The sequence below is a fragment of the Gymnodinialimonas ulvae genome (assembly GCF_037543845.1).
In the GTDB taxonomy this organism is placed as follows: Bacteria; Pseudomonadota; Alphaproteobacteria; order Rhodobacterales; family Rhodobacteraceae; genus Gymnodinialimonas; species Gymnodinialimonas ulvae.
Genome location: NZ_JBBIFX010000001.1, coordinates 1,117,301 through 1,143,050, shown reverse-complemented (window position 1 = coordinate 1,143,050; position 25,750 = coordinate 1,117,301). Strand labels below are relative to the sequence as shown.

Genomic DNA, 25,750 nt, shown 5'->3' with positions numbered 1-25,750 from the left:
AAAACCCGTCCCACTTGGAGCGTCCGCATGATCGCCGTCATTTTCGAAGTCCACCCCAAGACCGAGCGCCGCGATGAGTATTTCGATATCGCCGCCGAAATGCGTCCGATGATCGACGAGGTCGAGGGCTTTATCTCCGTTGAACGCTTCCAGAGCCTGATGGACCCGACCAAGATCCTGTCGCTGTCGTTTTTCGAGGATGAAGACGCCATCGCGCGTTGGCGCACGCTGGCCGCCCATCGCCGCGCGCAATCAAAGGGCAGGGGTGGGATATTTGACAATTACCGCCTGCGGATTGCGAGCGTCATTCGCGACTACGGCATGTTCGAACGGGACGAGGCCCCAGCAGACAGCCGGGCGTCACATGGCTGATCGTGGTTAATCAAAGGTAAACAAGAAACGGAAATACCAGCAAAGTCCATGCCTTAACCCCCGGTTGCAACCTTGCAACCGCCGCTAGGTATCGCGCCCTCGGCTCTCAAACCGCGGCAACATCGCCGAGAAATCCCGCCCCCGCCCGTCCTCCTCCTCCACGAACCGCCGATACAATTCCAACGCCGCCGCCCCCATCGGCGTGTCCGCATCCGCAGCCTCCGCCGCCGCCTGAGACAGGCCCAGATCCTTGAGCATCAACTCCGCCGCGAACCCCGGCTGATACCCGTTGTCGGCCGGGCTCTGCGGCCCCACACCGGGCGCCGGGCAATAGGCGTTCATCGTCCATGAATACCCGCTCGACGTGGACACCACGTCAAACATCGCCTGCCGTGACAGCCCCAGCTTGTCGGCCATCGCAAAGGCTTCGCAGGTCGCGATCATCGTCACGCCGAGGATCATGTTGTTGCAGATCTTCGCCGCCTGCCCATTGCCCGCCGGCCCGCACAACACCGCCTTCTGCCCCATGATGTCGAACAGAGGTGTCACCGTCTCGAACGCGGCCTGTGTTCCGCCAACCATGAAGGTCAGCGTCCCCGCCGCCGCCCCGCCCACACCGCCCGACACCGGCGCATCAAGGAACCCAACCCCCGCAGCCTCCAGATCCGCCGCCACATCGCGCGCCGTGGCCACGTCGATGGTCGAACAATCCACCAAGACCGAGCCCGGACCGAGATCGGGCAGAATCTGCGCCACCACATCGCGCACAATCGCCCCGTTGGGCAGCATCAGGACCGTGACATCCGCCCCCGTCACCGCCTCGGCAAGGCCCCCCGGGGCGCTCAAGGCGTCAACCGTGACCTGCGTATCAAACCCGCGCACAAAATGGCCCGCCGTCTGCAGGTTTTGCGCCATGGGCAGGCCCATGTTCCCCAACCCGATGAATCCGATCTTCATGGCTCAGCCCTCCCTTGCGGCTTCCACTCGTCCGCGCCCAACGGGCGCAACATGTTGGCAACATCGACACCCGCCACATCCAACGGCCCCGCATGGCGCCATTTTGGCGCGCGGTCCTTGTCGATGATGGCCGCGCGAATGCCTTCCAGAAAATCCCCATGCTCCATCGAGCGCGCCGTGAAGCGGTATTCGTTGCGCAGCGCGATCAGGATGTCATCGCTTCCCCGTGCCCGATGCACCAGCTCGATCGCGCAGGCCATCGCCAGCGGCGCATTGCGCGCTATCAGCTTTTCCGCCTGCCGTGCCGTGTCGCTGTCGCTGTGGCGCAGGTCGGTGATCACATCGCGCAGTGTCTCGCCCGAGAACAGGTAATCCAGCACCGGTTGTGCGTCGCGCAATGGGCTGTCGGGCGCGGTCTCGGCGGCGCGGTCCACGGCGTCCCAATCTCCGCTCTCGATCAACGCGGCTTTCAATGCATCCCATTTCGCTTCGGGCACGTAGTAGTCGGCAAATTCCGCGTGGATCGCGTCGCCCGGACCCATCCGCGCCGCCGTCACGCCCAGATATTCGCCCAACCGCCCCGGCGCGCGCGCCAATAAAAGCGTACCACCCACATCCGGCACCAATCCGATCCCGCATTCCGGCATCGCGATCTGGCTCGTGTCGCCCACAATCCGGTGCGAGCCGTGGCAGCCGACGCCAACGCCGCCGCCCATGGTAAAGCCCTGCAGAAAGGTCACGACGGGTTTCGGAAAGCCGAACAGCTTGGCGTTCATCCGGTATTCATCGGCCCAGAACCGGCGCCCGTAATCGAAATCGCCCGCTGTGCCGGTGTCGTACATCTCCTGAATGTCGCCCCCGGCGCAGAATGCACGCTCTCCGACGGCGTCGATCAGCAGCAGCTTGACCGCATCGTCATCCGACCAAGCGTCCAGCGCGGCCTCGATCTCCAGGCACATCCGATAGGTGAGCGCATTCAGCGCCGCGGGCCGGTTGAGAGTGATCCGCCCGGCCGCGCCCTCGACGCGGATGTCGATGTCGTCGCTCATATTTGCGCGCGTCCCTTCCTCTTGCCAGCCCCTTGCCCGAGACCTGCCCCTTGTGAATACGCGGCTTAGCCCCGGTCGGCCAGCATCTGCCGCGCCACGATCATCCGCATGATCTCGTTCGTTCCTTCGAGGATCTGGTGCACGCGCAGATCGCGAACGATCTTTTCGATCCCGTAATCGGCCAGATAGCCATAGCCGCCATGCAATTGCAGGCATTGATCGGCAATGCGCGATCCGGCCTCGGTGCAGAATTTCTTGGCCATGGCGCAGGCCTTGGTCGCATCCGGGGCGCCGGTATCCAGTTTCCAGGCCGCCTGCCGCAGGAAGACGCGCGCCGCCTCCAGCTCGATTTCCATATCCGCCAGCCGGAACTGAAGCGCCTGAAACTGGTCGATGCTCTGTCCGAACGCCTTGCGCTCGCCCATGTATTCCAGCGTCGCGCGCAGCCCCGCAGCCGCCGCCCCGAGCGAGCAGGCGGCGATGTTGAGCCGCCCGCCATCAAGGCCCGCCATCGCATAACGAAAGCCCTTGCCCTCGTCCCCAAGCAAATTGCCCGCAGGCACGGCGCAGGCGTCCAGTTGCACCTGCCGTGTGGGTTGCGACCGCCAGCCCATCTTGTCTTCAAGCCCGCCAAACGACAGACCCTCGGTCCCGTCTTCGACAATCATCGCCGAGATGCCGCGTGGCCCGTCATCGCCGGTGCGACACATCACGATGTAGGCGTCGGAATAGCCGCCGCCCGAGATGAAGGCCTTGGTCCCGGTCAGCCGATAGCCCTCATTGGTGCGCTCGGCCCGGGTTTTCAAAGCCGCAGCGTCTGAGCCACTGGCCGGTTCGGTCAAGCAATAGGAAAAAACCGTCTCCATGCTGAGCGCCGCAGGAAGGAAGCGGGCCTTCACCGCCTCCGAGCCGAAGCTTTCGATCATCTTGGCGCACATATTGTGGATCGACACGAACGCCGCGACCGACGCGCATGATCGGCTCAGCGCCTCAAAGACGAGCGTCGCCTCCAGCCGTGACAAGCCCGATCCGCCGTTCTCTTCGGACACATACAATCCCGCGAAGCCAAGCTCGGCCAGTTTCGGCCAAAGGTCTTTCGGTATCGTGCCTTCGCGCTCCCAAGCCAGCGCATCGGGGGCGATCTCGGCCTCCCCGAAAGCACGCGCCATGTCGTAGATGGCTTGAGCCTCTTCACTGAGTGCGAAATCCATCGGCCCCTCCCGGCATCTTCATCCGTCATAATTGAACGCATGTTTAATTATCTTTGCTTGCAAGACCAGTTCAAGACCTTGTTGTGATTCGCCGCCCACGCGCGGAATCCCGCGAGTGTCGAGTTTCTGGCGACAATCACCGTGCCCCGGCTGGATTGATGCAGGCCCTCGCATTTTCCCCCCAGCAAAACTGCGGGAATTAACCATTGCTAACGAATTTGTATTGATTTTGTTGGGCCTTGAGCGCAGATGAACCGGGGTAAATCAAGCGTCCGACGTGCACCACAGGGCGCAAATAACGGAAAATGTGTATGAACCTTTTTGTAAAAACTCTCGCAGCGGCGGCTGTCGCAATCGCGGCACCTTTGATGGCGAGCGCGTCTATCGTTGACTTCGACCTGACCTCCAATGGCGATGTCACACAGAACCACGGTGCTTCGGTTGTTGCCGAGAGCGGCGGACTTTCGCTTACCGTCACCGGTGCGGCGTTCTCCGGCGGATTGACCGGCAATGGCTGGTGGGGCGACGCCACCGCATGGGATAACGGCGTGGGCCTCCACGCCGGTGGCCGAGACTCGCATTGGGTTGACGGCTACTACGACGAATACCTGCTGCTGTCGTTCAGCGAAGCGGTCGATCTGACCGCCGCGGCCTTTGCTTATGGCGATGGTGGCGACGACTGGCATGTCCTTGCCGGCAACTTCTACGGCTATTCCGCGGTCGATACCGGCATGTTGGCTGGTTCGGGTTACGGCAGCTCCGTGTACACGGCAGCCATCGACGGTGCCGTCTCCGCAACGCAGTTCCTGATTGGCACCACCGGTGGCCGCTCCGAATGGAAGCTGCACGGCGTGTCGGTTGAAGTGGCGCCCGTGCCGCTGCCGGCAAGCGGTCTGCTGCTTCTGGCAGGCTTGGGTGGCGTTGCCGCTATGCGCCGCCGCAAGCGCGGCTAAGCCTGTTCTAAGTTCTATGCAAAGCGGGCGCCTTTGGGCGCCCGTTTTCGTTTGCGCGCCCACCAAACGCGTGCACAAAAGCCGTCACAGATCGACGTGAAACTCATCCACCAAATGCTCAACGACCGATCGCATGCCAGCCCCATGGTCGCCGCCCGCGTCGCGGGTCCCGCTATAAACCGCACGTTGTCGGTCAGCGCTGGTCTGCCGCGCCATGTCATGCAGGCGCTCGACCTCTGCCGCGCAGCCAAGCGCATCTGCATCCTCCGCCGTTAACGCGATCAGTTCCTCGATCAGCTGTGGCATCGGCACCACCGCACTGCGGCCGAAATCGATCAAACCCTCCGACACCCCATAGCGTTGCGCGCGCCAGCGGTTTTCGTTGATCAGGAACCTGTCATAGACGCGCCAGCGCTGGTTCTCGTTGCGCAGCCGGCAGAGCATGCGTACGAGGCATTGGATCATCGCCGAAAGTGCCAGTTGATCTTCCATCCGGGGGGAGACATCGCAGATCCGCGTCTCCAGCGTTGGAAAACGCGCGGAGGGGCGCAGATCCCACCAGATTTTCGACGTATCCTCGATCAGGCCGAGGTCGATCAGCACATCGACGCTGCGCCGGTATTCGCCGAAGGAGCCGAACGTCGGCGGAAGGCCGGTGCGGGGCAGGTTGTCGAATACGGTCAGCCGGTAGGATGCCAGGCCGGTATCGCGGCCCTGCCAGAACGGCGACGAGGCCGAGAGCGCGAGAAGATGCGGCAGGAAATAGCTCAGCTGTCGCATCACGTCGATGCGCACGGCGTCATCGGGCAGGCCGACATGGCAATGCGCGCCACAGATCAGCATGCGCTGCACCACGCCGCCCAGGTCGCGGGCCAACTGGTTGTAGCGGTCGCGGTCGGTATGGGGCTGATCCTTCCAGTCGGCAAACGGATGGCAGGACACGGCAATGGGCGCGAGGCCGAAGCGGTCGGCGCAGGCGGCCACATGGCGGCGCAGGCGGCGCAGGTCGGCGCGGGCGTGCGCGATGGTGGGGCAGATGCCGGTGCCAACCTCGATCTGGCACTTGAGGAATTCGGGACTGACCTGCCCCTCAAGCTCGGCGGCGCAGGCTTCCATCAGGCCCGAGGGGGCTTCGGAAAGATCGTAGGTGTCGCGGTCGACGAGCAGGTATTCTTCCTCGATGCCGAGGGTGAAGTGATCGTCGTCGAACTGCTGTGCCATGGCCTGCCTCCCGTGAGGGGAGGGTGGGGCGGAGCGAACGGTTTGGCAAGGGGATGGGCGGCGCGGAGGTCAGGATTCCCTCCATGGCGCAGGTCGCAAGGCGGGCCTATCTTGACAGGTGAGAGATGTGGCCCGACGGGCGCATCCCTCGTCCTCCCTGTTGGCCTGGCCCCTGACTTTTGTCAGGGGCCTTTTTTTTACGCAAATGCCCACATCTGCGCGACGTATCACGCGTGATAAATCGCCTAATGGCCTGATGCGAATAGAAAAAGCGTTTCACACTAACCCGATCTTAAGGGTTTCACAGCGCCATCTGGCCCACCAAAACCACGCGGATCACTCCATTACGGGAATGGTGAACTCGCCGCCTTCCTTGATGCCCGAGGGCCAGCGCGAGGTGACAGTCTTGGTGCGCGTGTAGAAGCGGAACGCATCCGGCCCATGCTGGTTCAGATCGCCGAAGACCGATTTCTTCCAGCCGCCAAAGGTGTGATAGGCCAACGGCACGGGGATCGGCACGTTGACGCCCACCATGCCGACATTCACGCGGTTGGCGAAATCGCGCGCGGCGTCGCCATCGCGGGTGAAGATAGCTGTCCCATTGCCATATTCGTGGTCCATGGCAAGCTTGAGCGCCTCTTCGTAGGAGCCCGCGCGCACGGTTGCGAGGACGGGTCCGAAAATCTCTTTCCGGTAGATCTCCATATCCGGGGTCACGCGGTCAAACAGGTGCGGGCCGACGAAAAAGCCCTCTTCATAGCCCTGAAGGCTGAAATTGCGGCCATCGACGACCAATTCTGCCCCCGCATCGACGCCCGATTGCACGAGACGTTCGATGTTCTGCTTGGCCATCGGGGTCACGACGGGGCCGTAATCGACATCATCACCGGAGGTATAGGGGCCAACTTTCAGGGCCTCGATCTTCGGCACCAGCTTTTCGATCAGGCGATCGGCGGTTTCCTCGCCAACCGGGACGGCCACGGAAATGGCCATGCAGCGCTCGCCCGCCGCGCCATATCCCGCGCCCACCAGCGCATCCGCCGCCTGATCGAGATCGGCGTCGGGCATGATGATCATGTGGTTCTTGGCACCCCCAAAACATTGCACGCGCTTGCCGTTGGCGCAGCCCCGCTCGTAGATATAGGCCGCGATGGGCGTGGAGCCGACAAAACCGATACCCGAGATCGTCTCGTTGTCGAGGATCGCATCGACGCTGTCCTTGTCGCCGTTGACGACCTGCAACAGGCCATCGGGCAGGCCCGCTTCCTGCATCAATTCGGCCAGCATCATCGGAACCGAGGGATCGCGTTCGGAAGGTTTGAGGATGAAGGCGTTACCACACACCAGCGCGGGCGCCATTTTCCACATCGGGATCATCGCGGGGAAGTTGAACGGCGTAATGCCGGCGGCCACGCCGATGGGCTGACGCAAGGAATACATGTCGATGCCGGGCCCGGCGCTGTCGGTAAATTCGCCCTTCAGCATATGCGGCGCACCGATGCAGAATTCCACGACTTCGAGGCCGCGCTGCACGTCGCCCTTGGCGTCGGGGATGGTCTTGCCGTGTTCGCGGGAAAGCGCTTCGGCGAGCTTGTCCATATCGCGGTGCAGGAGACTGACGAATTTCATCATCACGCGCGCGCGGCGCTGCGGGTTGGTGGCGGCCCAAGCGGGTTGGGCGGCGGCGGCGGCCTCGACGGCGGCGTCAAGCTCTGCCTTGGAGGCAAGCGCGACCTGTGCCTGAACCTCGCCTGTTGCGGGGTTCCAGATATCGGCGGTGCGCCCCGAGGTGCCCGCGACGTGTTTGCCGTTAATCCAGTGACCAATCTGCTGCATGTGCTCTCTCCCAAGAAACGCGTTTGGCGCAGCATAGTCTTGCGTTTTTGCCGGGAAAAGAGAAAGCTTCGCAGTATCATTTTGCGGGAATGCAAGAATGAATTGGGATGATCTGCGTATCTTTCTTGCCACGGCCCGGGCCGAAAGCTTGACGGCGGCAAAAGCGGCGGTGCGGATGGACCCCGCGACCATTGCGCGCCGGATTGCGCGTTTGGAGGACGCGGCCGGCGCGGCCTTGTTCGTGAAGTCGCCGCAAGGCTACCGCTTAACCGAGGCGGGGCAGCGCCTTTTGGCCCATGCGGAAGAGGCCGAGGCGGCGCTGGGGCGGGGGATGGGCGCGTTGTCGGGCGCGGGCGAAACGCTATCGGGCCCGATCCGCATCGGCGCGCCCGACGGCTGTGCCACGTATCTTCTGCCGCAGGTTTGCGCGGGCATTTCCGCAACGCACCCGGATCTGGATGTGCAGATCGTGGCCCTGCCACGGGTGGTGAACCTGTCGCGGCGCGAGGCGGATTTCGCAATCACGGTGTCACGGCCCGACACGGCCAGGTTGCAGGCCGAAAAGCTAAGCGATTATCGCCTGTCGCTGGCGGCGTCGCGCGATTGGCTGGCCCTCAACGGGGCACCGCGGGATGTGGGCGCGCTAAAAGATGCGCGGATGATCGGCTACATCCCCGACATGATTTTCGACGCGGAACTGGATTACCTGAGCGCGTTGGGGGTGAGCCGGGTGCCGCTCGCCTCGACCTCGATATCGGTGCAGTTGCAGATGGCGCGGGCGGGCGGCGGATTGGCGGTTGTGCATGATTTCGCCTTGCCCACCGCGCCGGAATTGCAGCGTGTTCTGCCGGGGCAGGTGGCGTTGACGCGGACGTTTTGGCTGGTGCGGCACGAGGGGCAGCGCGATGCCCGGCTGGACCGGATCGCGGGCCTGGTCAGCGCGGGGCTGCGCGCGGAGATTGCGCGGCTGGAGCGGCTGAGCGTCGGCTGAGCTCACGAAAACTTGACAGCTCGCGCGTTTCGGACCCACGCTTGGCGCACGGGATGCGCGGGTAACGAAGGGAGAGCCCACAATGCTTGTTCAACAAATCCTCAAGGACAAATCCGGTGACGGTGCCGACGAGAGCGTGGTCAGCGTGGCGCCGGGATCGAGCGTGGGCGAGGCGGCCAAGATGTTGTCGTTGCGCCGGATCGGGGCGGTGGTCGTGTCGTCGGACGGCAGGCAGATGGCGGGGATCCTGTCGGAACGCGACATCGTGCGCGCGATCGGCGCGAACGGGCCGGGCTGCCTTGCGGACCCGGTCGAAAGCCTGATGACGTCGAAGATCGTTTCGGCCACGCGGACCGAGACGGTCGACAGCGTGTTGGGCAAGATGACCGATGGCCGGTTCCGCCACATGCCGGTGATGGAGGGTAGCGAGATGGTCGGCTTGATCTCCATCGGGGATGTGGTCAAGGCGCAACTGGCTGAATTGTCGATGGAAAAGGAAGCGTTGGAAGGCATGATCAAGGGCTTCTGACGCCGGTCTCGGGACCTCTGCCGCGATCCGGTTGCAAACCGGGCTGAAATCGTGTTCCCGTGCCGCCCGGACAGACGGCGGAGCATCTCATGCGCACAGGGCTATATCCCGGCACGTTCGACCCGATTACCCTGGGTCACGTCGACATCATCAAACGCGCCTGCAAGCTGGTGGACAAACTGGTCATCGGCGTGGCGATCAACCGCGACAAGGGGCCGTTGTTCGCCCTTGAAGAGCGCGTGGCGATGGTTGAGGCGGAATGCGCCAAGATGACTGACGCGTTCGGGACCGAAATCGTTGCGCATCCATTTGAGAACCTGTTGATCGACTGCGCCCGCGACGTCGGCGCCGAGATGATCATTCGCGGCCTGCGCGCGGTTGCGGATTTCGAATACGAGTTCCAGATGGTGGGGATGAACCGCAAACTGGACGCCTCGATCACCACGGTCTTTTTGATGGCGGAGGCCGAGCATCAGGCGATCGCCTCGAAGCTGGTGAAGGAAATCGCGCGGTTGGGCGGGGATGTGTCGCATTTCGTGACGCCGCCCGTGAACCGCGCATTGCTTGAGAAATTCCCGCGCTGAGCGGGGCAGACACGGAACAAGGAGAGCCACATTGGCCGATATCAAAGATCCCGAAAACACCATTCTGATGGAACTCAAGGGCGGCACCGTCACCATCGAATTGCTGCCCGACGTGGCCCCCGCACATGTGGAGCGGATGAAGGAACTGGCCCGCGAAGGCGCGTATGACGGGGTGGTCTTTCACCGCGTGATCGACGGTTTCATGGCGCAGACCGGCGATGTGCAGCATGGCAAGGATGCGGCGTCGTTGCGCATGGCGGGCACGGGCGGGTCCGACAAGCCCGACCTTCCGGCGGAATTCTCGCGTATCCCGCATGCGCGCGGCAGCCTTGGGGCGGCGCGCTCGTCGAACCCGAATTCGGCCAACAGCCAGTTTTTCATCAACTTCAAGGACAACGATTTCCTGAATGGCCAATACACGGTCTACGGTCAGGTGATCGACGGGATGGAGCATGTCGATGCGATCACCCGGGGCGAGCCGCCTGCCGAGCCGGACACGATGATCAGCGTGAAGGTGGCCGCCGATGCGTGAGCCGCTGGCGCTCCTCCGGCCTATGGCCGCCCTCGCGGCAATGCTGGCCGGGCCGGTCGGCGCGACAGGGCTTGAGATCGACGTGGCCGGGGATGCGCAGGGCACCATTGTGATCGACCTGTTCGAGCAGAGCGCGCCACTGCATGTGGAGCGGATCACCACATTGGCGGGCGAAGGCGCCTATGACGAGGTGGTCTTTCACCGCGTGATCGACGGCTTCATGGCGCAAACCGGCGATGTCGAGTTTGGCCGGATGGGCCAGGACATGCGCTATGCCGGGCGAGGCGGGTCGCAATACCCTGATCTGCCTGCGGAATTCTCGGACGAGATCTCGTTTGAGCGCGGCATGATCGGTATGGCGCGGTCCAATGACCCGAACTCGGCCAACAGCCAGTTCTTTATCATGTTCGAGCCCGCCCCGCACCTCGATGGGCAATATACCATCGTGGGGCAGGTCGTCGAAGGGATGGAGATCGTCGACGTGATCCGGCGTGGTCGCGGGCGCAATGGCGCGGTCGTGGGCGAGCCGGACCGGATGACGGCATTGCGCGTGCGCGAGGATGATCCGGTGCCGCCGCCGCCGCCCGAAGAGGAAGAAGAGGCGGAGCTGGAGTAGCGCCGCATGCCTCCCGGAACCCGGGAAACTCCGCCGTCGAAATCAAACGGGCGCGTTCGGGATCGGGCGCGCCCGTTTTGATCCGGGACATCCAAACGCCGCCGGACGCAGTAATCGCCCCCGACCGGGCGCGACCCTCTTGAACCGGCGCGCGACGTCGCGTAGCTCGCGCGGATGGCCAGACCTCCTCTTTTGCAACTTTCTGATATCGCACTGACCTTTGGCGGCGACCCTGTGTTCGCGGGGCTCGACCTTGTGGTGCAGACCGGCGACCGGATGGCGCTTGTCGGGCGCAACGGATCGGGCAAATCGACGCTGATGAAAGTGATGGCGGGTCTGGTGGAGGCCGACGCAGGCATGCGGGTTTTGCCCGATGGAACCTCGGTCGGATATCTTGAGCAGGACCCGGATTTCGACGGGTTTGCCACGCTTGGGGACTTCGCGCTGGCCACGTTGAGCCCATCCGAGGCGTGGCGGGTCGAGGCGGCGGCGGAGGGGTTGAAGCTGCGCCTTGAGGCATCGGTTGAGGCGGCCTCGGGCGGTGAGCGGCGGCGCGCGGCCCTGGCGCGGCTTCTGGCGGAGGCGCCGGAGTTGATGTTGCTCGACGAGCCGACCAACCACCTTGATATCGACGCGATCCAATGGCTGGAGGGGGAGCTACGCCAAACGCGTGCGGGCTTTATCCTGATCTCGCACGACAGGGCGTTTTTGCAGGCGCTGGCGCGCGGCGTTTTGTGGTTGGATCGCGGCGTTGTGCGGCGGATGGATCGCGGGTTCGACCGGTTCGAGGAATGGCGCGACACGGTCTGGGCGGAGGAAGATCTGGCGCGTCACAAGCTGGACCGGAAGATCAAGGCCGAGGCCCGGTGGGCCGTCGAAGGCATCAGCGCGCGGCGCAAGCGCAACATGGGCCGGGTGCGCGCGTTGGGGGATTTGCGTGCGGAACGCTCGGCGATGATCCGGCGGCAGGGGACGGCTGCGATGGCGTTCGAGGCAGGATCGCAATCGGGTAAGAAGGTTATAGAGGCGCGTGAAATATCAAAGGCTTACGATGGGAAAGACATCCTGAAGCCGTTCGATTTGCGCGTGTTGCGCGGCGACCGGGTGGCCTTTGTCGGACCCAACGGCGCGGGCAAGACGACGCTTCTGAAGATACTGACCGGGGCGTTGGAGCCTGACACCGGCAGCGTGACCCACGGCACCGGGATCGAGATGGCGGTGTTCGATCAGACGCGCTCGGCGCTGGACCCGGAGGCGACGCTTTGGGACAGCTTGGTCAACGACCCGGAGGTGGGCGTATCTGGCCGCGCGGATCAGGTTTTGGTGCGCGGCGTGCCGCGTCATGTGGTCGGGTATCTCAAGGATTTCCTCTTTGATGAGGCGCAGGCTCGCGCACCGGTCCGCTCGCTGTCGGGGGGTGAAAAGGCGCGGCTGCTTCTGGCGCGCATCATGGCGCGGGAAAGCAATCTTCTGGTGCTCGATGAGCCGACGAATGATCTGGATGTCGAAACGCTCGATCTTCTACAGGATCTTCTGGGGGAGTATCCGGGAACGGTCCTGCTCGTGAGTCACGACCGCGATTTTCTAGACCGTGTTGCGACGGCGACGGTGGCTCTGGAAGGCGCGGGGCAAGCGGTGGTTTATGCCGGTGGCTGGTCCGATATGGTCGCGCAGCGCGGTGAGCGCCGCGCCGCTGCGCCGGAAAAGTCAAAGGTCAAGCAGGTGGCGGCTTCCGACCAACCCGTTGAAAAGGCAAAAGCATCAGGTTTGTCGTTCACGCAGAAGCATCGGTTGGAAGCCTTGCCCGCCGAGATCGAGCGGCTGGAGGCGGAGATCGCGAAACTGTCCGATCTTCTATCAGATCCCGGGATCTACACCGCCCAACCGGTGAAGGCGCAGAAGGCAACGGATGCGCTGGCCGAGCGGCAGGCCAAGCTGGAGGCCGCCGAGATGGAATGGCTGGAGCTTGAGGAAAAGGCTGGTTAACGCGCCGCGAGCTGGGTCAGGGCGACGCCCGCCGCCATCACAGCAATCCCCAGAAGGCGCACGCCGGAGATCGGGCTGACCTGCGCGCCGAACAGGCCGAAATGGTCAATCGCGGCGGCGCTGACCAATTGCCCGAGCAGGACGAAGAACACCGCATTTCCGACCCCGAAGGTGGGCGCGATATAAGTGATCGTGAGCACGTAGAACGCGATCAGAGCGCCTGCGAGAAACAGGTGTGTGGGTTGTCCGGGCAGGGCGCGCAGGGGCTCCAACCCGGTGACCGCGGCGGTCACAGCTGCGCTGGCCAGGGCCACGACGAAGAGGATCGTGGCCGCCGCTGCGGGCGATCCGATGTTGGCGCCGAGCCGCGCGTTCAGGGCGGCAAGGATCGGGATGCCGATCCCGGCGGCGAACATGATGAGCGCTTGGGTGGGCATCACGAACAGATCCCGCCGATGGGCGCGTCGGCCCAGGGGATGCGGATATCGGTGTCATCGGCGCGCGATTGTAGCGGTGTGACGGGCATGACCGCGCCGATCAGCGCCTCAAGCCGGCCGGTGCGCGCGCCATCGGGATCGAGCGCGCGGCAGCAGACGTATTCTTCCACGAGGCTCGCCTGTTGTTCATAGCCGTAGTCGAGGAATGGGCGCGGGTCGTCGTTGTCGAACAGGTAGGGGTCTTCGACCACCGCGTGTTCCCAGAAGGCGCGGAACGGGTGGTACTGGGTCACATCGCGGTTCTGCCATTGCCAGATGTGGGTCATCTCATGGGCGAAGAACATCGCGGCGACGAGGCCGCGGGTGCCATCCTCAAAGCGCGTGTAATCGGGCAGCACGACATCCTCGCGCAAATGCAGCGTGTTGAAGAAGACGATGCCGGCGGTCTGACCGCTGATCGTGGGGGTGTCGGGGGGCGGAAAAATGCGCTCGCGGCAGGTCGTGGGCGGGCGCGTGGGGTAGGTTTGGGTGAAGATCCCGACGAACGGGTTGCGGGCGATGCGGACGGGGGCGGGGTCGAACGTGTCGCCCTGTATCTCGGCCATATAGGCGCGCTCGGCCTCGGTCAGGGGACGGCCGCAGGTGGCGAGCAGGACGATCAGCAGGATCAGCAGGAGCGTGCGCATGGGGGAAGTGTGGCGGAGGCGGTGGGGGGAGGCAAGGGGGGTGGTTGCAAGGTTGCAACCGGGGGTTAAGTTATTGTTTTGATTTGATAAAGGATTTTTTGTTAAGGTTTTGTTAAGAGGGGGGGTGAGCGGCGTCTCGGAAGCGCTCCAGGGAGCGTTTCAGCCGCGAACGGGCGGAGCCCCGGGGAGGGATAAAGTGCGGGGCCTAGAGGGGGGGGCAGTTGTGGCATCCCCATGGTCTTGGTCCGTGTCGACCAGTTGGATTAACCGCAAGAACCGTATTTTGTACAGATCATGGCCTCAAAAGCCCAAAAGCGTACGATTTCCAGATGTCAATTTCTGGAGTGCAATCGCATCCAGCTTGGTAATCTTCGTATTTTCCTTTATCCAATTTATTGCGTCTATGCCTGGTTTTCCGGTCCAATTCGCTTCGACATAGGGGCTGTTGGTGCAGGAAATACCAACTAAAATGCTTTTCTCAGAAAGCGCAGAACTTCCAAAGAAGGAGTGGTTTCGCCAACGAAGCGTTTCTAAGTGCTGAGGATTTCTCAGTATATGCCTGTTCCAGTCATAGAAATCCACTCCATAATCAAACGTGTTGCCAGCTGGGTCGGTCAATTTTTTGTTGAGTGGGTGCTTAAGAATTGGATCGCGTGCAACGGCTATCTTTCTTAGAAGAAACACTATCTCATCAAGTTTATGGAGATCGAACTTTTCGACAGATACTCCATACTGCCTGTAGCGATTTGCTGGATCACCATTTTCTTCGACTCTCTTCGCAAAATCGACGAACGGCTCGAAGCGTTTGTGATAATGGTAGGGATGGAGGCCAAACTCTCTTGGCGGGCAATAAATCGAAGGTAGTTTATCGTCATATATCTCGTATACGTTTAACAGGATGTTCGAAATTTTGTGAGAAAAACGCTTCACACTTTTTTGGTTCTTTAGCAGAATGGATTTGCAATACTTTTCGATCGCTTGCAAGGAGCTCCAGCAGAATTGATGTAGTAGATCATTTCGAAGGGCCCATCTCGCTACTAGATAATCTTCGTCCGCAGGTTCTCTAAAAAGTCGGTCAATTAGGATTCGGATTTCCAAGGCTGTCTGATCATCCCTCAAACATCCAACTCCTCCACGAACCTCGCATTTTCCTGAATATACTGGAACCGCAATTCCGGCTTTTTCCCCATCAACCGCTCCACCAGATCACCCGTCTCGCCCGGCACGTCGTCGTCAACCGAAACCCGGATCAGCTTGCGGGTGCTCACGTCCATGGTGGTCTCTTTCAAATCCTTGGCGTCCATTTCGCCGAGACCCTTGAAGCGGCTGACGTCGATTTTTCCCTTGCCGCCCAATCCCTTGGCCAGCCATTCGTCGCGCTCTTCCTCGTCGATGCAGTAGATGCGTTTTGCCCCTTGGGTGAGGCGGAAGAGCGGCGGGCAGGCCAGATACAGGTGGCCCTGGTCGATCATCGGGCGCATCTGGGTGAAGAAGAAGGTCATCAGGAGCGAGGCGATATGCGCTCCGTCGACGTCTGCATCGGTCATGATGATGATCTTGTCGTAACGCAGATCGTCGATGTTGAACTTGGTGCCAAGGCCCACGCCAAGCGCCTGCGTCAGGTCGGAGATTTCGGCGTTAGAGGTCAGTTTGTTCGACGCCGCGCCGAGGACGTTGAGGATCTTGCCGCGCAGGGGCAGGAGGGCTTGCGTCTTGCGGTCGCGGGCCATCTTGGCGGAGCCGCCCGCGCTGTCGCCTTCGACGATGAACAATTCGGTGCCGTCGCGCGCGGATTGCGAGCAATCGACCAACTTGCCGGGCAGGCGCAGTTTCTTGGTGGCGGATTTGCGGGCGGTTTCCTTTTCCTGCTTGCGGCGCAGGCGTTCTTCGGCGCGCAGGACGAGGAAATCGAGGATCGCGCCGGCTTCCTTGGTGTTCTGACCCAGCCAATTGTCGAGGTGGTCGCGCACCGCGCCTTCGACAAGGCGGGCGGCTTCGGTGGTGGCGAGGCGGTCCTTGGTCTGGCCCACGAATTCGGGTTCCGAGATGAAGCACGACACCAGCGCGCAGGCCCCGTTGGCGAGGTCATCGCGAGTGATATTGGCGGCCTTTTTGTTGTTGGCCAACTCGCCGTAGGCCTTGATGCCCTTGAGCACGGCCGCGAAGAAGCCGCCGACATGGGTGCCGCCCTCGGGGGTGGGGACGGTGTTACAATAGGATTGCATGAAGCCGTCGCGCGTGGGCGTCCAGTTGATGGCCCATTCGACGGAGCCGGGGACGCCGAAGCGGGGTTGGAATTCGACCTTACCGGCGAAGGGTTTGTCGGAATAGGTGGGCGCGGTGCCAAGGGTTTCGCCGAGGTAATCGGCGAGGCCACCGGGGAAGTGGAAGGTGGCCTCGGTAGGCGTTTCGCCGTCGTCGATTTCCGATTTCCAGCGGATCTCGACGCCGGAGAAGAGGTAGGCCTTGGAGCGGACCATCTTGTGCAGGCGCGCGGGTTTGAAGCGGTGGGAGCCGAAGATGTCTTCGTCGGCGTGGAAGGTGACGGCGGTGCCGCGTCGGTTGGGGGTGGTTCCGAGCGATTGGACCGGGCCTTGCGGGATGCCGCGCGAGAAGGTTTGTGCAAAAAGCTCGCGGTTGCGGGCGACCTCGACGCGGACGTGGTCCGACAGCGCGTTGACGACCGAGACGCCGACGCCGTGCAGGCCGCCGGAGGTCTGGTAGGCCTTGCCCGAGAATTTGCCGCCTGCGTGCAGCGTGCACAGGATCACTTCGAGGGCGGATTTGTCGGGGAACTTGGGGTGCGGGTCGACGGGGATGCCGCGCCCGTTGTCGGTGATGGTGACGGAGAAATCGCTGTGCAGGGTGACTTCGATGCGGTTGGCGTGGCCTGCGACGGCCTCGTCCATGGAATTGTCGAGCACCTCGGCCACAAGGTGGTGCAACGCGCGTTCATCGGTGCCGCCGATATACATGCCGGGACGTTTGCGGACGGGTTCCAGACCTTCGAGCACCTCGATGGAGGAGGCGTCATAGGCGGATGCGTCGGGCTGGCCCGAAAGGAGGTCGTCTGCCATGGCTCTGCTCTATGTTGTGTGCGCTTTGAGCAATAATGGCAGGTTTGGGGAAGGGGGGGAAGGTGCGCGGGCGCGATTTGGCACAGGCATGGGCACCCATGGACCGGGGGCGGGCCGGGCGGGGGCCTAGGGCGTTGAAAGCGCGCCGGAATGTGGGGGGCGGAGCGCCTGTGCGGTGCGCGGATTACTGGCTGGCGACCTCGGTGGTCCCGGCGCTGGCGTAAAACGGGGTGGAGCCGTCGAAGCCGAAGTAATGGTCGAGGGTCTCTTCGCGTTCGAGATCGCGTTCCTGCGCGACGGAGGCGACGGCGACCAGCTCGTTCAACTCCTGGGTGGTCAATTCGCCCGCCTCGAGTTGTTGGATCCCCTGCTCCAGCGTGGTGATGATCTCGTAGTTCATCATTTCGTGGGCGGCATCGTAGAGCTCTATCGCGGCCTCGGGCGTCACGGCGCCTTCATTTATCAACGGCGCAAAATGCTCGGCAATGTAGATCGGCACGCTGTCCGAGAGGTCGCCGCCCTCAAGCTCGGTGTTCATGTTGGTGGCGAGAAAGGCGTTGATGTCGGTGAAATACGCAGCCGTCGCAAGCGCGAAGCCGACGGCGGCGGCGGAGATCATCGTCCAGTCGACGCTGATCGCGCCACATTCATCCGTTGCGAAACGGGCGAGTTGCGTGGCGGGCGCATTGGTCTGCGAAGCAAGGTCGGTCATGAAACTGCGGTCCTTTCGGGCCGGTGCGGTGCGGCTCGGACGCGCGCGGTGCAGGGGGGAGGGCATGAGGTGCATGTGATCTGTCCAAACGAGACCCGGTCAGGTGCCGCTTGACCCCCCGCCATTGCTGCCGCCTTCATCGCCCGCGGTTTCGGTGCCACCGGCGGCGACGCCTTGGTAGGTGCCGGTGCTGCTGGGTGCGGCGGCGGAGTTCATGTATTGCGGCTCTCCACCGCTGAACCCGAAATAAGTGTCCATCGTGGCCTCATCGACCAGGTTGAGCTGTTGGGCAACGGAGGCGATGGCCACAAGCTCGACCAGTTCATCGGTTGTGATGGTGCCATTCTCCAGCGCTGTGATGCCTGCTTCGAGTTGATCGCGCAGGTTGTTGGTCGACATGCTGGCGGCCAGGTCATGCATGGCCTGGGCCTGATCCTCGGTGATGTAGCCGGTCTCAAGGGCGGCTTCGAAATGGCTGGCGTAGAATTCGACCCAGTCATCCTGCATCTGCCGATCGCGCAGTTCGGCGTCCATCATGCCGCCCAACATGTTGAAATTGTCATTCATCAGCGCGGCGGTGGCCAGGCACATGGCGGTCATGGCCGCGGCCAGTACGGTCCAATCGACCGTGATGGCGCCGCTTTCGGTGCGTGAGAACCTTGAAATGAGGGCAGAACGGGTCACTGAGCTACTCTTTTCTATACAATCCATTGGCGGTTATCCGCCATGAACCCGGCAATATTGTGGCGGATTGCACCGGCTTTGGGGACAATGACCCACCAAAATGTAAACAATTGTCGGGGGCCGAACGCCTGGGGCAGCCGGGTCCGGGGGCAAAGGCCCGCCGATGCGTCGCAGATCGCCTTGCTCCTGCGGCGGGGCTGACGGATACAAAGGCCCATGCGCCGTTACTTGCCCCATTTGCCGCGCCTGGCCCCGCGTCTGGCCCGCCTTGCACCCCGTTTCGGGTCGCGGCTTGGGGCCTTGGCCTGCGCCGCAGCACTTTGGCCGGCATGCGCGCCCGCGCATCCGCATATCTTCATCGACGCCGGCCTGCGCCTGATCATGGAGGACGGGCGGGTCGCGGCGGTGGAAGTCACGTGGCTTTACGATGGGTTGTATTCCCTGATCCTGCTTGAGGATTACGGGCTCGACCCCGATTTCGACCTGACGCTGACCGAGGCGGAAGTGGCCGAGACGCTGGGGTTCGATCTGAACTGGAACAGCGGGTTCGAGGGCGGGCTTGAGTTGCGCCGGGGGGCGCAGGTGTTGGAGATCGGCGCGCCCGAGCCGGTGTCGATGGAATTGGTGGGCGAGGGGCAGATACGCACGACGCACCGCCGACCGGTGGTCGACCCCGGCGGCGCGGGCGCCTTGATCGCGCAGGCCTATGACCCGGAATTCTACATCGCCTTCGAGATGATCGGCGAGATGGTGGTCGAGGGGCCGGATGGCCCGGACTGCGACACGGACCTGGTGCGCGCGGATCTCGACGCGGCCTATGCGGTGCTGGAGGCGGCGCTGGAAGAGATCGGCGGCGCGGTCGCGGCGGAGGACAATTTCCCGCCCGTCGGGGCACATTTCGCCGATCAGGTGGTCTTCACATGCGATGGATGATGGCCGCGATTGCGGTTGTGGTGCTGGCGGCGGGGCTGTGGTTCTGGGTATCGGGCGGGGACCGGGTTGTCACGGCATGGGCATTGGACGGACAACGCGACGCGCAGGACGCGATGGCAGGCGCGTTGCGGCGGTTGCGTGCCGGAGAGCCGGCGGCGGTCTTCGGGTTGATGGCGATCTGCTTTGGTTACGGCTTTTTCCATGCGGCGGGGCCGGGGCACGGTAAGCTGTTGATCGGTGGCTACGGGGCGGCCCGCGCGGTGGGCGCGTGGCGGTTGTCGGCCGTGGCGCTGGCCTCGTCACTGGCGCAGGCGATGACGGCGATCGTGATGGTGGGGCTCGGGCTTTGGCTGCTGGGCTGGGGCCGGGAACAGATGACCGACATGGCGGACCGGCTTTTTGCGCCGCTGAGCTTTGCGGCGATTGCGCTGGTGGGCTTGTGGCTGGCGTTTCGCGGGGCGCGCGGGGTGTGGCGATTGCGTCCTTCGGGTGGGACGGGGCACGGGCATTCGCATCGGGATGGGCATTCGCATGACCATGATCACACCGGCGAGGCGGCGGTGTGTTCCACCTGCGGCCATGCCCACGGGCCCGATCCCGCGGCGTTGGCGCGCGCCGGAAGCCCGCGCGAGGTCCTGGCCCTGATTGCGGCGGTGGCGATCCGGCCCTGCACCGGGGCGTTGTTCCTGTTGATCCTGACGGCGCAATTGGGCGTGTTCTGGGCCGGTGTCGCGGGCACGTTTGCGATGGCCATCGGCACGGCCTCGGTGACGGTCGCGGTTGCGGTGGCGGCGGTTGGCCTGCGGCGCTCGGTTCTGGCGGGCTTGGCGGAAAGCACGACGCTGGCGCGGGTGCAGCCGGTGATCGAGTTGGTCGTGGGCCTCATCGTGGCGCTGCTGGCGGTCGAGTTGGCGCTGGCAGCCCTCTGAGCAGGCCCGGCCTGCCCGGTATTGCGTCCGGCCTGCCCGGTATTGCGTCCGGCTTGCCCGGTATTGCGTCCGGCTTGCCGGAGGGCGGGCATCGGCGTATGGCGACCCATGACCTTCGCCCAACATATCCGCGCCACGCTAAGCCTTGGCCTGCCGTTGATCGGGGGGCAATTGGCGCAAACCTTCATCGGCGTGACCGACACGGTGATGATGGGCTGGTACGGGGTCGAGGAACTGGCCGCGGTGGCGCTTGGGTCGAGCTACTTCCACCTGATTCTGATCATGGGGATGGGGTTTTCGCTGGCGGTGATGCCGATGGTTGCGGCGGCGGCGGCACGTGACGACGCGGTGCAGGTGCGACGGGTCACGCGGATGGGGTTGTGGATCGGGTTGATCTTCGGGGCCGTGTCGCTGCCGGTCATGTGGTTTTCCGAGGCGATCCTGCTGGCCGCGGGGCAGGCGCCGCAGGTTGCCGCCGATGCGCAGGCCTATCTGCGGATTGCGGGTCTTGCCATCTGGCCCGGTGTGCTGCTGATTGCGCTGCGCTCGCACCTGAGTGCGCTGGATCGGCCCGGCATCGTGATGTGGGCGTGGCTGGGTGGGCTGGTGCTCAACGCCTTCGTCAACTGGGTGCTGATCTTTGGCAATCTGGGCGCGCCGGAGCTGGGCCTGGAAGGCGCGGCCATCGCCTCGCTCGGCACCCATATCCTGATCTTCGCCATCCTCGCGCTCTATGCCGCCCGCGCGCGCGGCATGCGCGACTACGCCTTGTTCGCGCGGTTCTGGCGGCCTGATCCGCAAGCCATGGCCCAGGTCTTCCGGCTCGGCGCGCCGATCGCGGTGACGCTCCTGCTGGAGGCGGGGCTGTTCATGGCGACGATGCTTCTGATGGGGTGGATCGGCACGCTGGAACTGGCCGCCCACGGCATCGCCCTGCAGATCATTTCGGTGACCTTCATGATCCACATCGGGCTCAGCTCGGCGGCCACGATCCGCGTCGGGCGTGCCTGGAGCCTGGGCGATCAGACCGCATTGCGCCGCGCCGCCTGGGCCGCGCTGCTGCTGTCGGCGCTGATGGTGGCGGCCACGATTGTGCTGCTGATCGCCGCCGCAGCCCCGCTGGTGGGCCTCTTCGTGGACCCGACCGACCCGCTGCGCCCGCAGATCATCGCCATCGGCGTCAGCCTGCTGATCGTGGCGTGCTTCTTTCAACTGGCCGATGCCGCGCAGGTCATGGCCCTTGGCCTGCTGCGCGGCCTGCAGGATACGACGATCCCGATGATCTATGCCTTCGTGGCCTATTGGATCCTCGGCGTGCCGCTGGCCTATTACCTGGGCTTCCCGCTGGACTTTGCGGGGGAAGGCATCTGGGCGGGGCTGGCGATCGGACTGGCCATCGCGGGGCTGGTGCTGATCCTGCGCTTCCAACGGCTCGCGCGCGCGCTCTCAGCGGAAACCGAGTCAACATCAACGCCCTCATCCGACGCGGCCTGATCGCGCGCGCGCCCGTCTTCCTTGTTTTCAAAATACTCTCGGGGGTCAGCGGCTTTTCCCGAAGGAAAAGTCGCGTAGGGGGCAGACAGCCCCCTGCCGCCCTGTCATTGCGCGCCCTACGTGTTGGACAGTTTCCCCAACACCCGCGCCCAGGACCGGATGCCGCGGTGAAAGCTCTCCACATCGTATTTCTCATTGGGCGAATGGATCGCGTCGTCATCCTGCCCGAACCCGGCCAGAACCGAATCCATGCCCAGGATGGTCTTGAAATATCCCGCCACCGGGATCGAGCCACCGCAGCCGATATAGGCCGCCTCGGTGGGCCATTCCTCCGACAACGCCGCACGCGTCTTCTCGAAAATCGGATGGCTCGTGTCCATCATCCCGGCCGGGGACGCGCCGTGGCCGGTGAACGCCACCGAACAATCGGGCGGCATCTGCGCCGTGACCCAATCGCGGAACGCCTCGCGCAACCGCTCCGGATCCTGCCCCGCCACCAGCCGGAAACTGATCTTGGCATGGGCCTCGCTCGGCAACACGGTCTTGAAGCCCGCACCGGTATAGCCGCCCCAGATGCCGTTGACCTCTGCGGTGGGCCGCGACCAGATCATCTCGAGGCCACTGCGCCCCGCTTCCCCCGCCGGATGGCTCAGGCCCACGGGGCCCAAAAACGTCTCCGCCTGGAAACCAAGCCCGTCCCATTGCGCCTTCAACTCCGGGTCCAGCTCGGGAATGCCGTCGTAAAACCCCGGCACCTGGATCACGCCGTGGTCATCATGCAGATTGGCCAACACCCGGTTCAACACGCGGATCGGGTTCATCGCCACGCCGCCGAACATCCCCGAATGCAGGTCGATGCGCGGGCCGGTCACGGTGATCTCTTCCTGCAACATGCCGCGCAATTGCGTCACGATGCCGGGCACCCCGTCGGCATAAAGCCCGGTGTCGCAGATCAAGGCGACCTCTGCGCGCAACTCGTCGGCCTGCGCCTCCAGGAACGGCACCAGCGAGGGCGAGCCGCTTTCCTCCTCCCCCTCCAGGAAGATGGTGACCTGCGCGGGCAGGGCCCCGGTTTCCGCCTTCCAGGCACGGCACGCCTCGATGAAGGTCATCAGCTGGCCTTTGTCGTCGGCGGCGCCGCGCGCGCGGATCACCCGCTTGCCGTTTTGCTCTTCGATGACCGGATCGAACGGGTCGCGCCGCCACAGCTCCAGCGGATCGACCGGCTGCACATCGTAATGGCCGTAGAACAACACATGCGGGCCCGCGCCGACCGCCAATTCCGCCCCATGCGCCACCACCATCGGATGGCCGGTGGTGGGCCGCACGCTGGCCTCGAACCCCAGCCCGGTCAACTCCGCCGCCAGCCAATCGGCGGCTTTCGCGACGTCGCCGTCATAGGCTGGATCGGTGGAAATCGACGGTATGCGCAACAGTTCGAACAGCCGCGCGGTGGCGGCGTCGAGATCGGCATCGATGCGGGACAGGACGGCGTCGAGGGACATGAAAACTCCGTTCGGAAGGGGGTAGGGGGTATCGGCTTTCGCGCAGTGTCGCGCGGGCGCGGGGCAGGTGCAAGCGGGCAGCCGCGAGGCGGCCCCGGGCGGGCCGAGGCGCGATGGAAAGGCGCCTCCCGTCTTTGTGAACAAGCGTGACGAGGGCTTTGTCGCACGATGCAGTAGCGTCGCGCGCAGCTGTCCTCGCCGGGCAGCGGGACAACGCATAACCAGGGACGATCCTTACATGACCCAACGCCTTCTCGCCTCCGTCGCCATCGCCGGAGCGCTTTTTGCCACTTCCGCCGCCGCCGACGAACACAGCTGTACCTTCGAGGCCGAAATCCCCGATTTCACCCAAGAGCAGATCGACGCGCTTTACGATTGTGTCGCCGATGAGCTGTTGGAGAACTACCAAGCCGGTGACAACGAGGTCGCCGCCGTCTACCGCGATTGGGGCCATGCGCAGACCGGGCCCGCCGCGCCGGGGTTCCACGGGGGCCGGTTCCTGAACACCTATGTCAACGAAGTCGGCTATGAGGCGTACATCCAGTACGAAGAGGATGACGAAAGCTTCGAGATGCCCGTGGGCACCGTCATCGCCAAGGAAAGCTACACGCTGCGCGACAATGCCCCGCGCCGCGGCCCGCTGTTCATCATGACGCGCGGCACGGTCGAGGAATATCCCGACGCCGACGGCTGGTTCTATTCCGCGGTGCAGCCCAACGGAAACCCGATGAACATCAGTCAGGCGTTCTGCCACGATTGCCACGGCGGCTACACGTTCTCCGACAGCCTCGGCTATCCTGCCTTCGAGGTGCGCCTGGGCGCCGAGTAAGGCCCCTTTTCCGGCCCTCGGCGGAAGTGTCGGGGGCCTTTTCCGTTTGACGTCGCGTCTTGATGCAGATCAATGCCGAAGCAGCGGCATTTTGTAACTTGGCCTCAGGGGCCATTGGGCCATATGTCAGCGGTGAGGGGACGGAGCACCCCACAGCCATCGAACTGACGCGGTACACCGGTGCCGCGTTCAAGGAGACCGCCAGTGAACTACGACACCGCACTCGACGCTGCGCTTGGCAAGCTGCACGAGGAAGGCCGCTACCGCACGTTCATCGATATCGAACGGCACAAGGGCAACTTTCCCCATGCGGTGTGGAAAAAGCCCGATGGCTCCGAGCAGGAGATCACGGTCTGGTGCGGCAATGATTACCTCGGAATGGGGCAGCATCCGGTTGTGCTCGACGCGATGCACGAGGCGCTGGAGGCCACCGGCGCGGGATCTGGCGGGACGCGCAACATCTCGGGAACGACGGTCTATCACAAGGCGCTCGAGGCCGAGCTGTCGGATCTGCATGGCAAGGAGGCCGCACTGGTCTTTACCTCGGCCTATATCGCCAATGACGCGACTTTAAGTACGCTGCCCAAGCTCTTCCCTGGCCTCATTATTTATTCCGACGCGCTTAACCACGCGAGCATGATCGAAGGTGTGCGCCGCAACGGCGGGGCCAAGCGCATTTTCCGTCACAACGACGTGGCGCATCTGCGCGAGCTGCTGGCGGCCGACGATCCCGAAGCGCCGAAGCTGATCGCCTTCGAATCGATCTATTCGATGGACGGCGATTTCGGCCCGATCGAGGCGTTGTGTGATCTGGCCGACGAGTTCGGCGCGCTCACCTACCTCGACGAGGTCCACGCGGTGGGCATGTATGGCCCGCGCGGCGGTGGCGTGGCAGAGCGTGACGGCCTGATGGACCGGGTCGACATCATCAACGGCACGCTCGGCAAGGCGTTCGGCGTGCATGGCGGCTACATCGCCGCCTCCGAGAAAATGTGTGATGCCGTAAGGTCTTATGCGCCGGGGTTCATCTTCACCACCTCGCTGCCGCCCGTGGTTGCGGCGGGCGCCGCGGCCTCGGTCCGGCACCTGAAAACCGATCAGGCCCTGCGCGATCTGCACCAGGAGCGTGCCCGCGTCCTGAAGATGCGGCTCAAGGCGCTTGGCCTGCCGATCATCGACCACGGCAGCCATATCGTGCCGGTCATGGTCGGCGATCCGGTCCACACCAAGTCGATCTCCGATATGCTGCTGACGGATTTCGGCATCTATGTGCAGCCGATCAACTACCCCACGGTGCCGCGCGGCACGGAGCGTCTGCGCTTCACGCCGTCGCCGGTGCACGGGCCCGGGATGCTCGACGGTCTGGTCCGCGCGATGGATGGGCTATGGTCGCATTGCGCGCTCAACCGTCAGGAGCTTGCCGGATAAGTCCCCGCACGCGGTCGCACAGAAACCTGCAGGGCCGTGCCAATCTGGCGCAGGGCACGACATCCCCGCGTATTCGTTGCAAAATAATGCGCCAAAACGCGCCGAAACGATCTGTTGCTGACGCTTGCGGGGTGCATCGCAGGCGCGCGCCATGGTATCGAATTCAAAAGTCGGCGGGGGCCCTTTGGGAATCACCCGC

25 protein-coding genes are annotated in these 25,750 nt (G+C 63.7%); 13 read left to right on the top strand and 12 right to left on the bottom strand.

All coding sequences use genetic code 11. From position 1 onward, the window contains the following. Positions 1 to 27 precede the first annotated feature (27 nt). The gene (locus V8J83_RS05380; RefSeq protein WP_339984223.1) at positions 28 to 372 is read left to right on the top strand and encodes an antibiotic biosynthesis monooxygenase family protein; all 345 of its coding nucleotides are present in this window, start codon (positions 28 to 30) and stop codon (positions 370 to 372) included. A gap of 84 nt (positions 373 to 456) precedes the next feature. On the opposite strand, the gene mmsB is transcribed toward V8J83_RS05380, so the two are convergent. The 3 genes from mmsB to V8J83_RS05365 form a co-directional block, all read right to left on the bottom strand. Further along, positions 457 to 1,329 (bottom strand): 3-hydroxyisobutyrate dehydrogenase, encoded by an 873-nt coding sequence (gene mmsB / locus V8J83_RS05375; protein ID WP_339984221.1) that lies wholly within the window; start codon positions 1,327 to 1,329, stop codon positions 457 to 459. Then, positions 1,326 to 2,378: an enoyl-CoA hydratase/isomerase family protein gene (locus V8J83_RS05370; RefSeq protein ID WP_339984219.1), complete on the bottom strand. Its 1,053-nt coding sequence runs from the start codon at positions 2,376 to 2,378 to the stop codon at positions 1,326 to 1,328. Before V8J83_RS05370 ends, mmsB begins: the two co-directional genes overlap by 4 nt. Positions 2,379 to 2,443: 65 nt before the next feature. Further along, positions 2,444 to 3,589 carry an acyl-CoA dehydrogenase family protein gene (locus V8J83_RS05365; RefSeq protein WP_339984217.1) on the bottom strand — a complete coding sequence of 382 codons (1,146 nt, stop codon included), beginning with the start codon at positions 3,587 to 3,589 and terminating at the stop codon, positions 2,444 to 2,446. Between the two features lie 311 nt (positions 3,590 to 3,900). On the opposite strand from V8J83_RS05365, the gene V8J83_RS05360 reads away from it, so the two are divergent. Then, complete coding sequence (locus tag V8J83_RS05360) at positions 3,901 to 4,542, top strand: VPLPA-CTERM sorting domain-containing protein (protein ID WP_339984215.1); 642 nt, start codon at positions 3,901 to 3,903, stop codon at positions 4,540 to 4,542. Positions 4,543 to 4,626: 84 nt separating this feature from the next. Here the strand turns inward: V8J83_RS05360 and V8J83_RS05355 are convergent, their stop codons facing one another. Together V8J83_RS05355 and V8J83_RS05350 are read right to left on the bottom strand one after the other, a co-directional pair. Further along, positions 4,627 to 5,763 (bottom strand): carboxylate-amine ligase, encoded by a 1,137-nt coding sequence (locus V8J83_RS05355; protein WP_339984213.1) that lies wholly within the window; start codon positions 5,761 to 5,763, stop codon positions 4,627 to 4,629. A gap of 336 nt (positions 5,764 to 6,099) precedes the next feature. After that, a complete protein-coding gene (locus V8J83_RS05350) occupies positions 6,100 to 7,599 on the bottom strand; it encodes a CoA-acylating methylmalonate-semialdehyde dehydrogenase (protein ID WP_339984211.1) in 1,500 nt (499 codons plus the stop codon). Between the two features lie 97 nt (positions 7,600 to 7,696). Between V8J83_RS05350 and V8J83_RS05345 the strand changes: the two genes are divergently transcribed. From V8J83_RS05345 to V8J83_RS05320, 6 genes are all read left to right on the top strand, one after another. Beyond that, positions 7,697 to 8,590, top strand: a complete 894-nt coding sequence (locus V8J83_RS05345; protein WP_339984209.1) for a LysR family transcriptional regulator — start codon at positions 7,697 to 7,699, stop codon at positions 8,588 to 8,590. 82 nt (positions 8,591 to 8,672) lie between these two features. Beyond that, positions 8,673 to 9,119, top strand: coding sequence for a CBS domain-containing protein (locus V8J83_RS05340; RefSeq protein WP_339984207.1), 447 nt, complete (start codon positions 8,673 to 8,675; stop codon positions 9,117 to 9,119). An 89-nt stretch (positions 9,120 to 9,208) separates the two neighbouring features. Beyond that, positions 9,209 to 9,703, top strand: a complete 495-nt coding sequence (coaD, locus tag V8J83_RS05335; RefSeq protein WP_339984205.1) for a pantetheine-phosphate adenylyltransferase — start codon at positions 9,209 to 9,211, stop codon at positions 9,701 to 9,703. Positions 9,704 to 9,734: 31 nt separating this feature from the next. Next, positions 9,735 to 10,235, top strand: coding sequence for a peptidylprolyl isomerase (locus V8J83_RS05330; protein WP_339984203.1), 501 nt, complete (start codon positions 9,735 to 9,737; stop codon positions 10,233 to 10,235). After that, entirely contained in the window at positions 10,228 to 10,851 is a 624-nt protein-coding gene (locus V8J83_RS05325) for a peptidylprolyl isomerase (protein ID WP_339984201.1), read from the top strand. The genes V8J83_RS05330 and V8J83_RS05325 overlap by 8 nt, the downstream gene beginning before the upstream one ends. A 174-nt stretch (positions 10,852 to 11,025) precedes the next feature. Next, complete coding sequence (locus tag V8J83_RS05320) at positions 11,026 to 12,837, top strand: ATP-binding cassette domain-containing protein (RefSeq protein WP_339984199.1); 1,812 nt, start codon at positions 11,026 to 11,028, stop codon at positions 12,835 to 12,837. Here V8J83_RS05320 and V8J83_RS05315 read toward each other — a convergent pair. From V8J83_RS05315 to V8J83_RS05290, 6 genes are all read right to left on the bottom strand, one after another. Further along, positions 12,834 to 13,274, bottom strand: coding sequence for a DMT family transporter (locus V8J83_RS05315; RefSeq protein ID WP_339984197.1), 441 nt, complete (start codon positions 13,272 to 13,274; stop codon positions 12,834 to 12,836). The genes V8J83_RS05320 and V8J83_RS05315 overlap by 4 nt on opposite strands. Further along, entirely contained in the window at positions 13,274 to 13,960 is a 687-nt protein-coding gene (locus tag V8J83_RS05310) for a hypothetical protein (protein WP_339984195.1), read from the bottom strand. Before V8J83_RS05310 ends, V8J83_RS05315 begins: the two co-directional genes overlap by 1 nt. Positions 13,961 to 14,260: 300 nt before the next feature. Further along, entirely contained in the window at positions 14,261 to 14,890 is a 630-nt protein-coding gene (locus tag V8J83_RS05305) for a hypothetical protein (RefSeq protein WP_339984193.1), read from the bottom strand. Between the two features lie 185 nt (positions 14,891 to 15,075). After that, positions 15,076 to 17,037, bottom strand: coding sequence for a DNA topoisomerase IV subunit B (gene parE, locus V8J83_RS05300; RefSeq protein ID WP_339984191.1), 1,962 nt, complete (start codon positions 17,035 to 17,037; stop codon positions 15,076 to 15,078). Positions 17,038 to 17,221: 184 nt separating this feature from the next. Next, positions 17,222 to 17,749 carry a hypothetical protein gene (locus V8J83_RS05295; protein ID WP_339984189.1) on the bottom strand — a complete coding sequence of 176 codons (528 nt, stop codon included), beginning with the start codon at positions 17,747 to 17,749 and terminating at the stop codon, positions 17,222 to 17,224. 99 nt (positions 17,750 to 17,848) lie between these two features. Next, positions 17,849 to 18,433 (bottom strand): hypothetical protein, encoded by a 585-nt coding sequence (locus V8J83_RS05290; RefSeq protein ID WP_339984187.1) that lies wholly within the window; start codon positions 18,431 to 18,433, stop codon positions 17,849 to 17,851. 216 nt (positions 18,434 to 18,649) lie between these two features. Between V8J83_RS05290 and V8J83_RS05285 the strand changes: the two genes are divergently transcribed. From V8J83_RS05285 to V8J83_RS05275, 3 genes are all read left to right on the top strand, one after another. Then, a complete protein-coding gene (locus V8J83_RS05285) occupies positions 18,650 to 19,366 on the top strand; it encodes a DUF1007 family protein (protein WP_339984185.1) in 717 nt (238 codons plus the stop codon). After that, positions 19,354 to 20,295: a nickel/cobalt transporter gene (locus tag V8J83_RS05280; protein ID WP_339984183.1), complete on the top strand. Its 942-nt coding sequence runs from the start codon at positions 19,354 to 19,356 to the stop codon at positions 20,293 to 20,295. The genes V8J83_RS05285 and V8J83_RS05280 overlap by 13 nt, the downstream gene beginning before the upstream one ends. Before the next feature lie 108 nt (positions 20,296 to 20,403). Then, a complete protein-coding gene (locus tag V8J83_RS05275) occupies positions 20,404 to 21,789 on the top strand; it encodes an MATE family efflux transporter (RefSeq protein WP_339984181.1) in 1,386 nt (461 codons plus the stop codon). Positions 21,790 to 21,905: 116 nt separating this feature from the next. Here the strand turns inward: V8J83_RS05275 and V8J83_RS05270 are convergent, their stop codons facing one another. Then, positions 21,906 to 23,294 carry a M20/M25/M40 family metallo-hydrolase gene (locus tag V8J83_RS05270; protein ID WP_339984179.1) on the bottom strand — a complete coding sequence of 463 codons (1,389 nt, stop codon included), beginning with the start codon at positions 23,292 to 23,294 and terminating at the stop codon, positions 21,906 to 21,908. A 238-nt stretch (positions 23,295 to 23,532) separates the two neighbouring features. Here V8J83_RS05270 and V8J83_RS05265 point away from each other — a divergent pair, with 238 nt between their 5' ends. Beyond that, complete coding sequence (locus V8J83_RS05265) at positions 23,533 to 24,123, top strand: cytochrome P460 family protein (RefSeq protein ID WP_339984177.1); 591 nt, start codon at positions 23,533 to 23,535, stop codon at positions 24,121 to 24,123. A gap of 204 nt (positions 24,124 to 24,327) precedes the next feature. Further along, complete coding sequence (hemA, locus tag V8J83_RS05260; protein ID WP_339984175.1) at positions 24,328 to 25,551, top strand: 5-aminolevulinate synthase; 1,224 nt, start codon at positions 24,328 to 24,330, stop codon at positions 25,549 to 25,551. Positions 25,552 to 25,750: the final 199 nt, after the last annotated feature.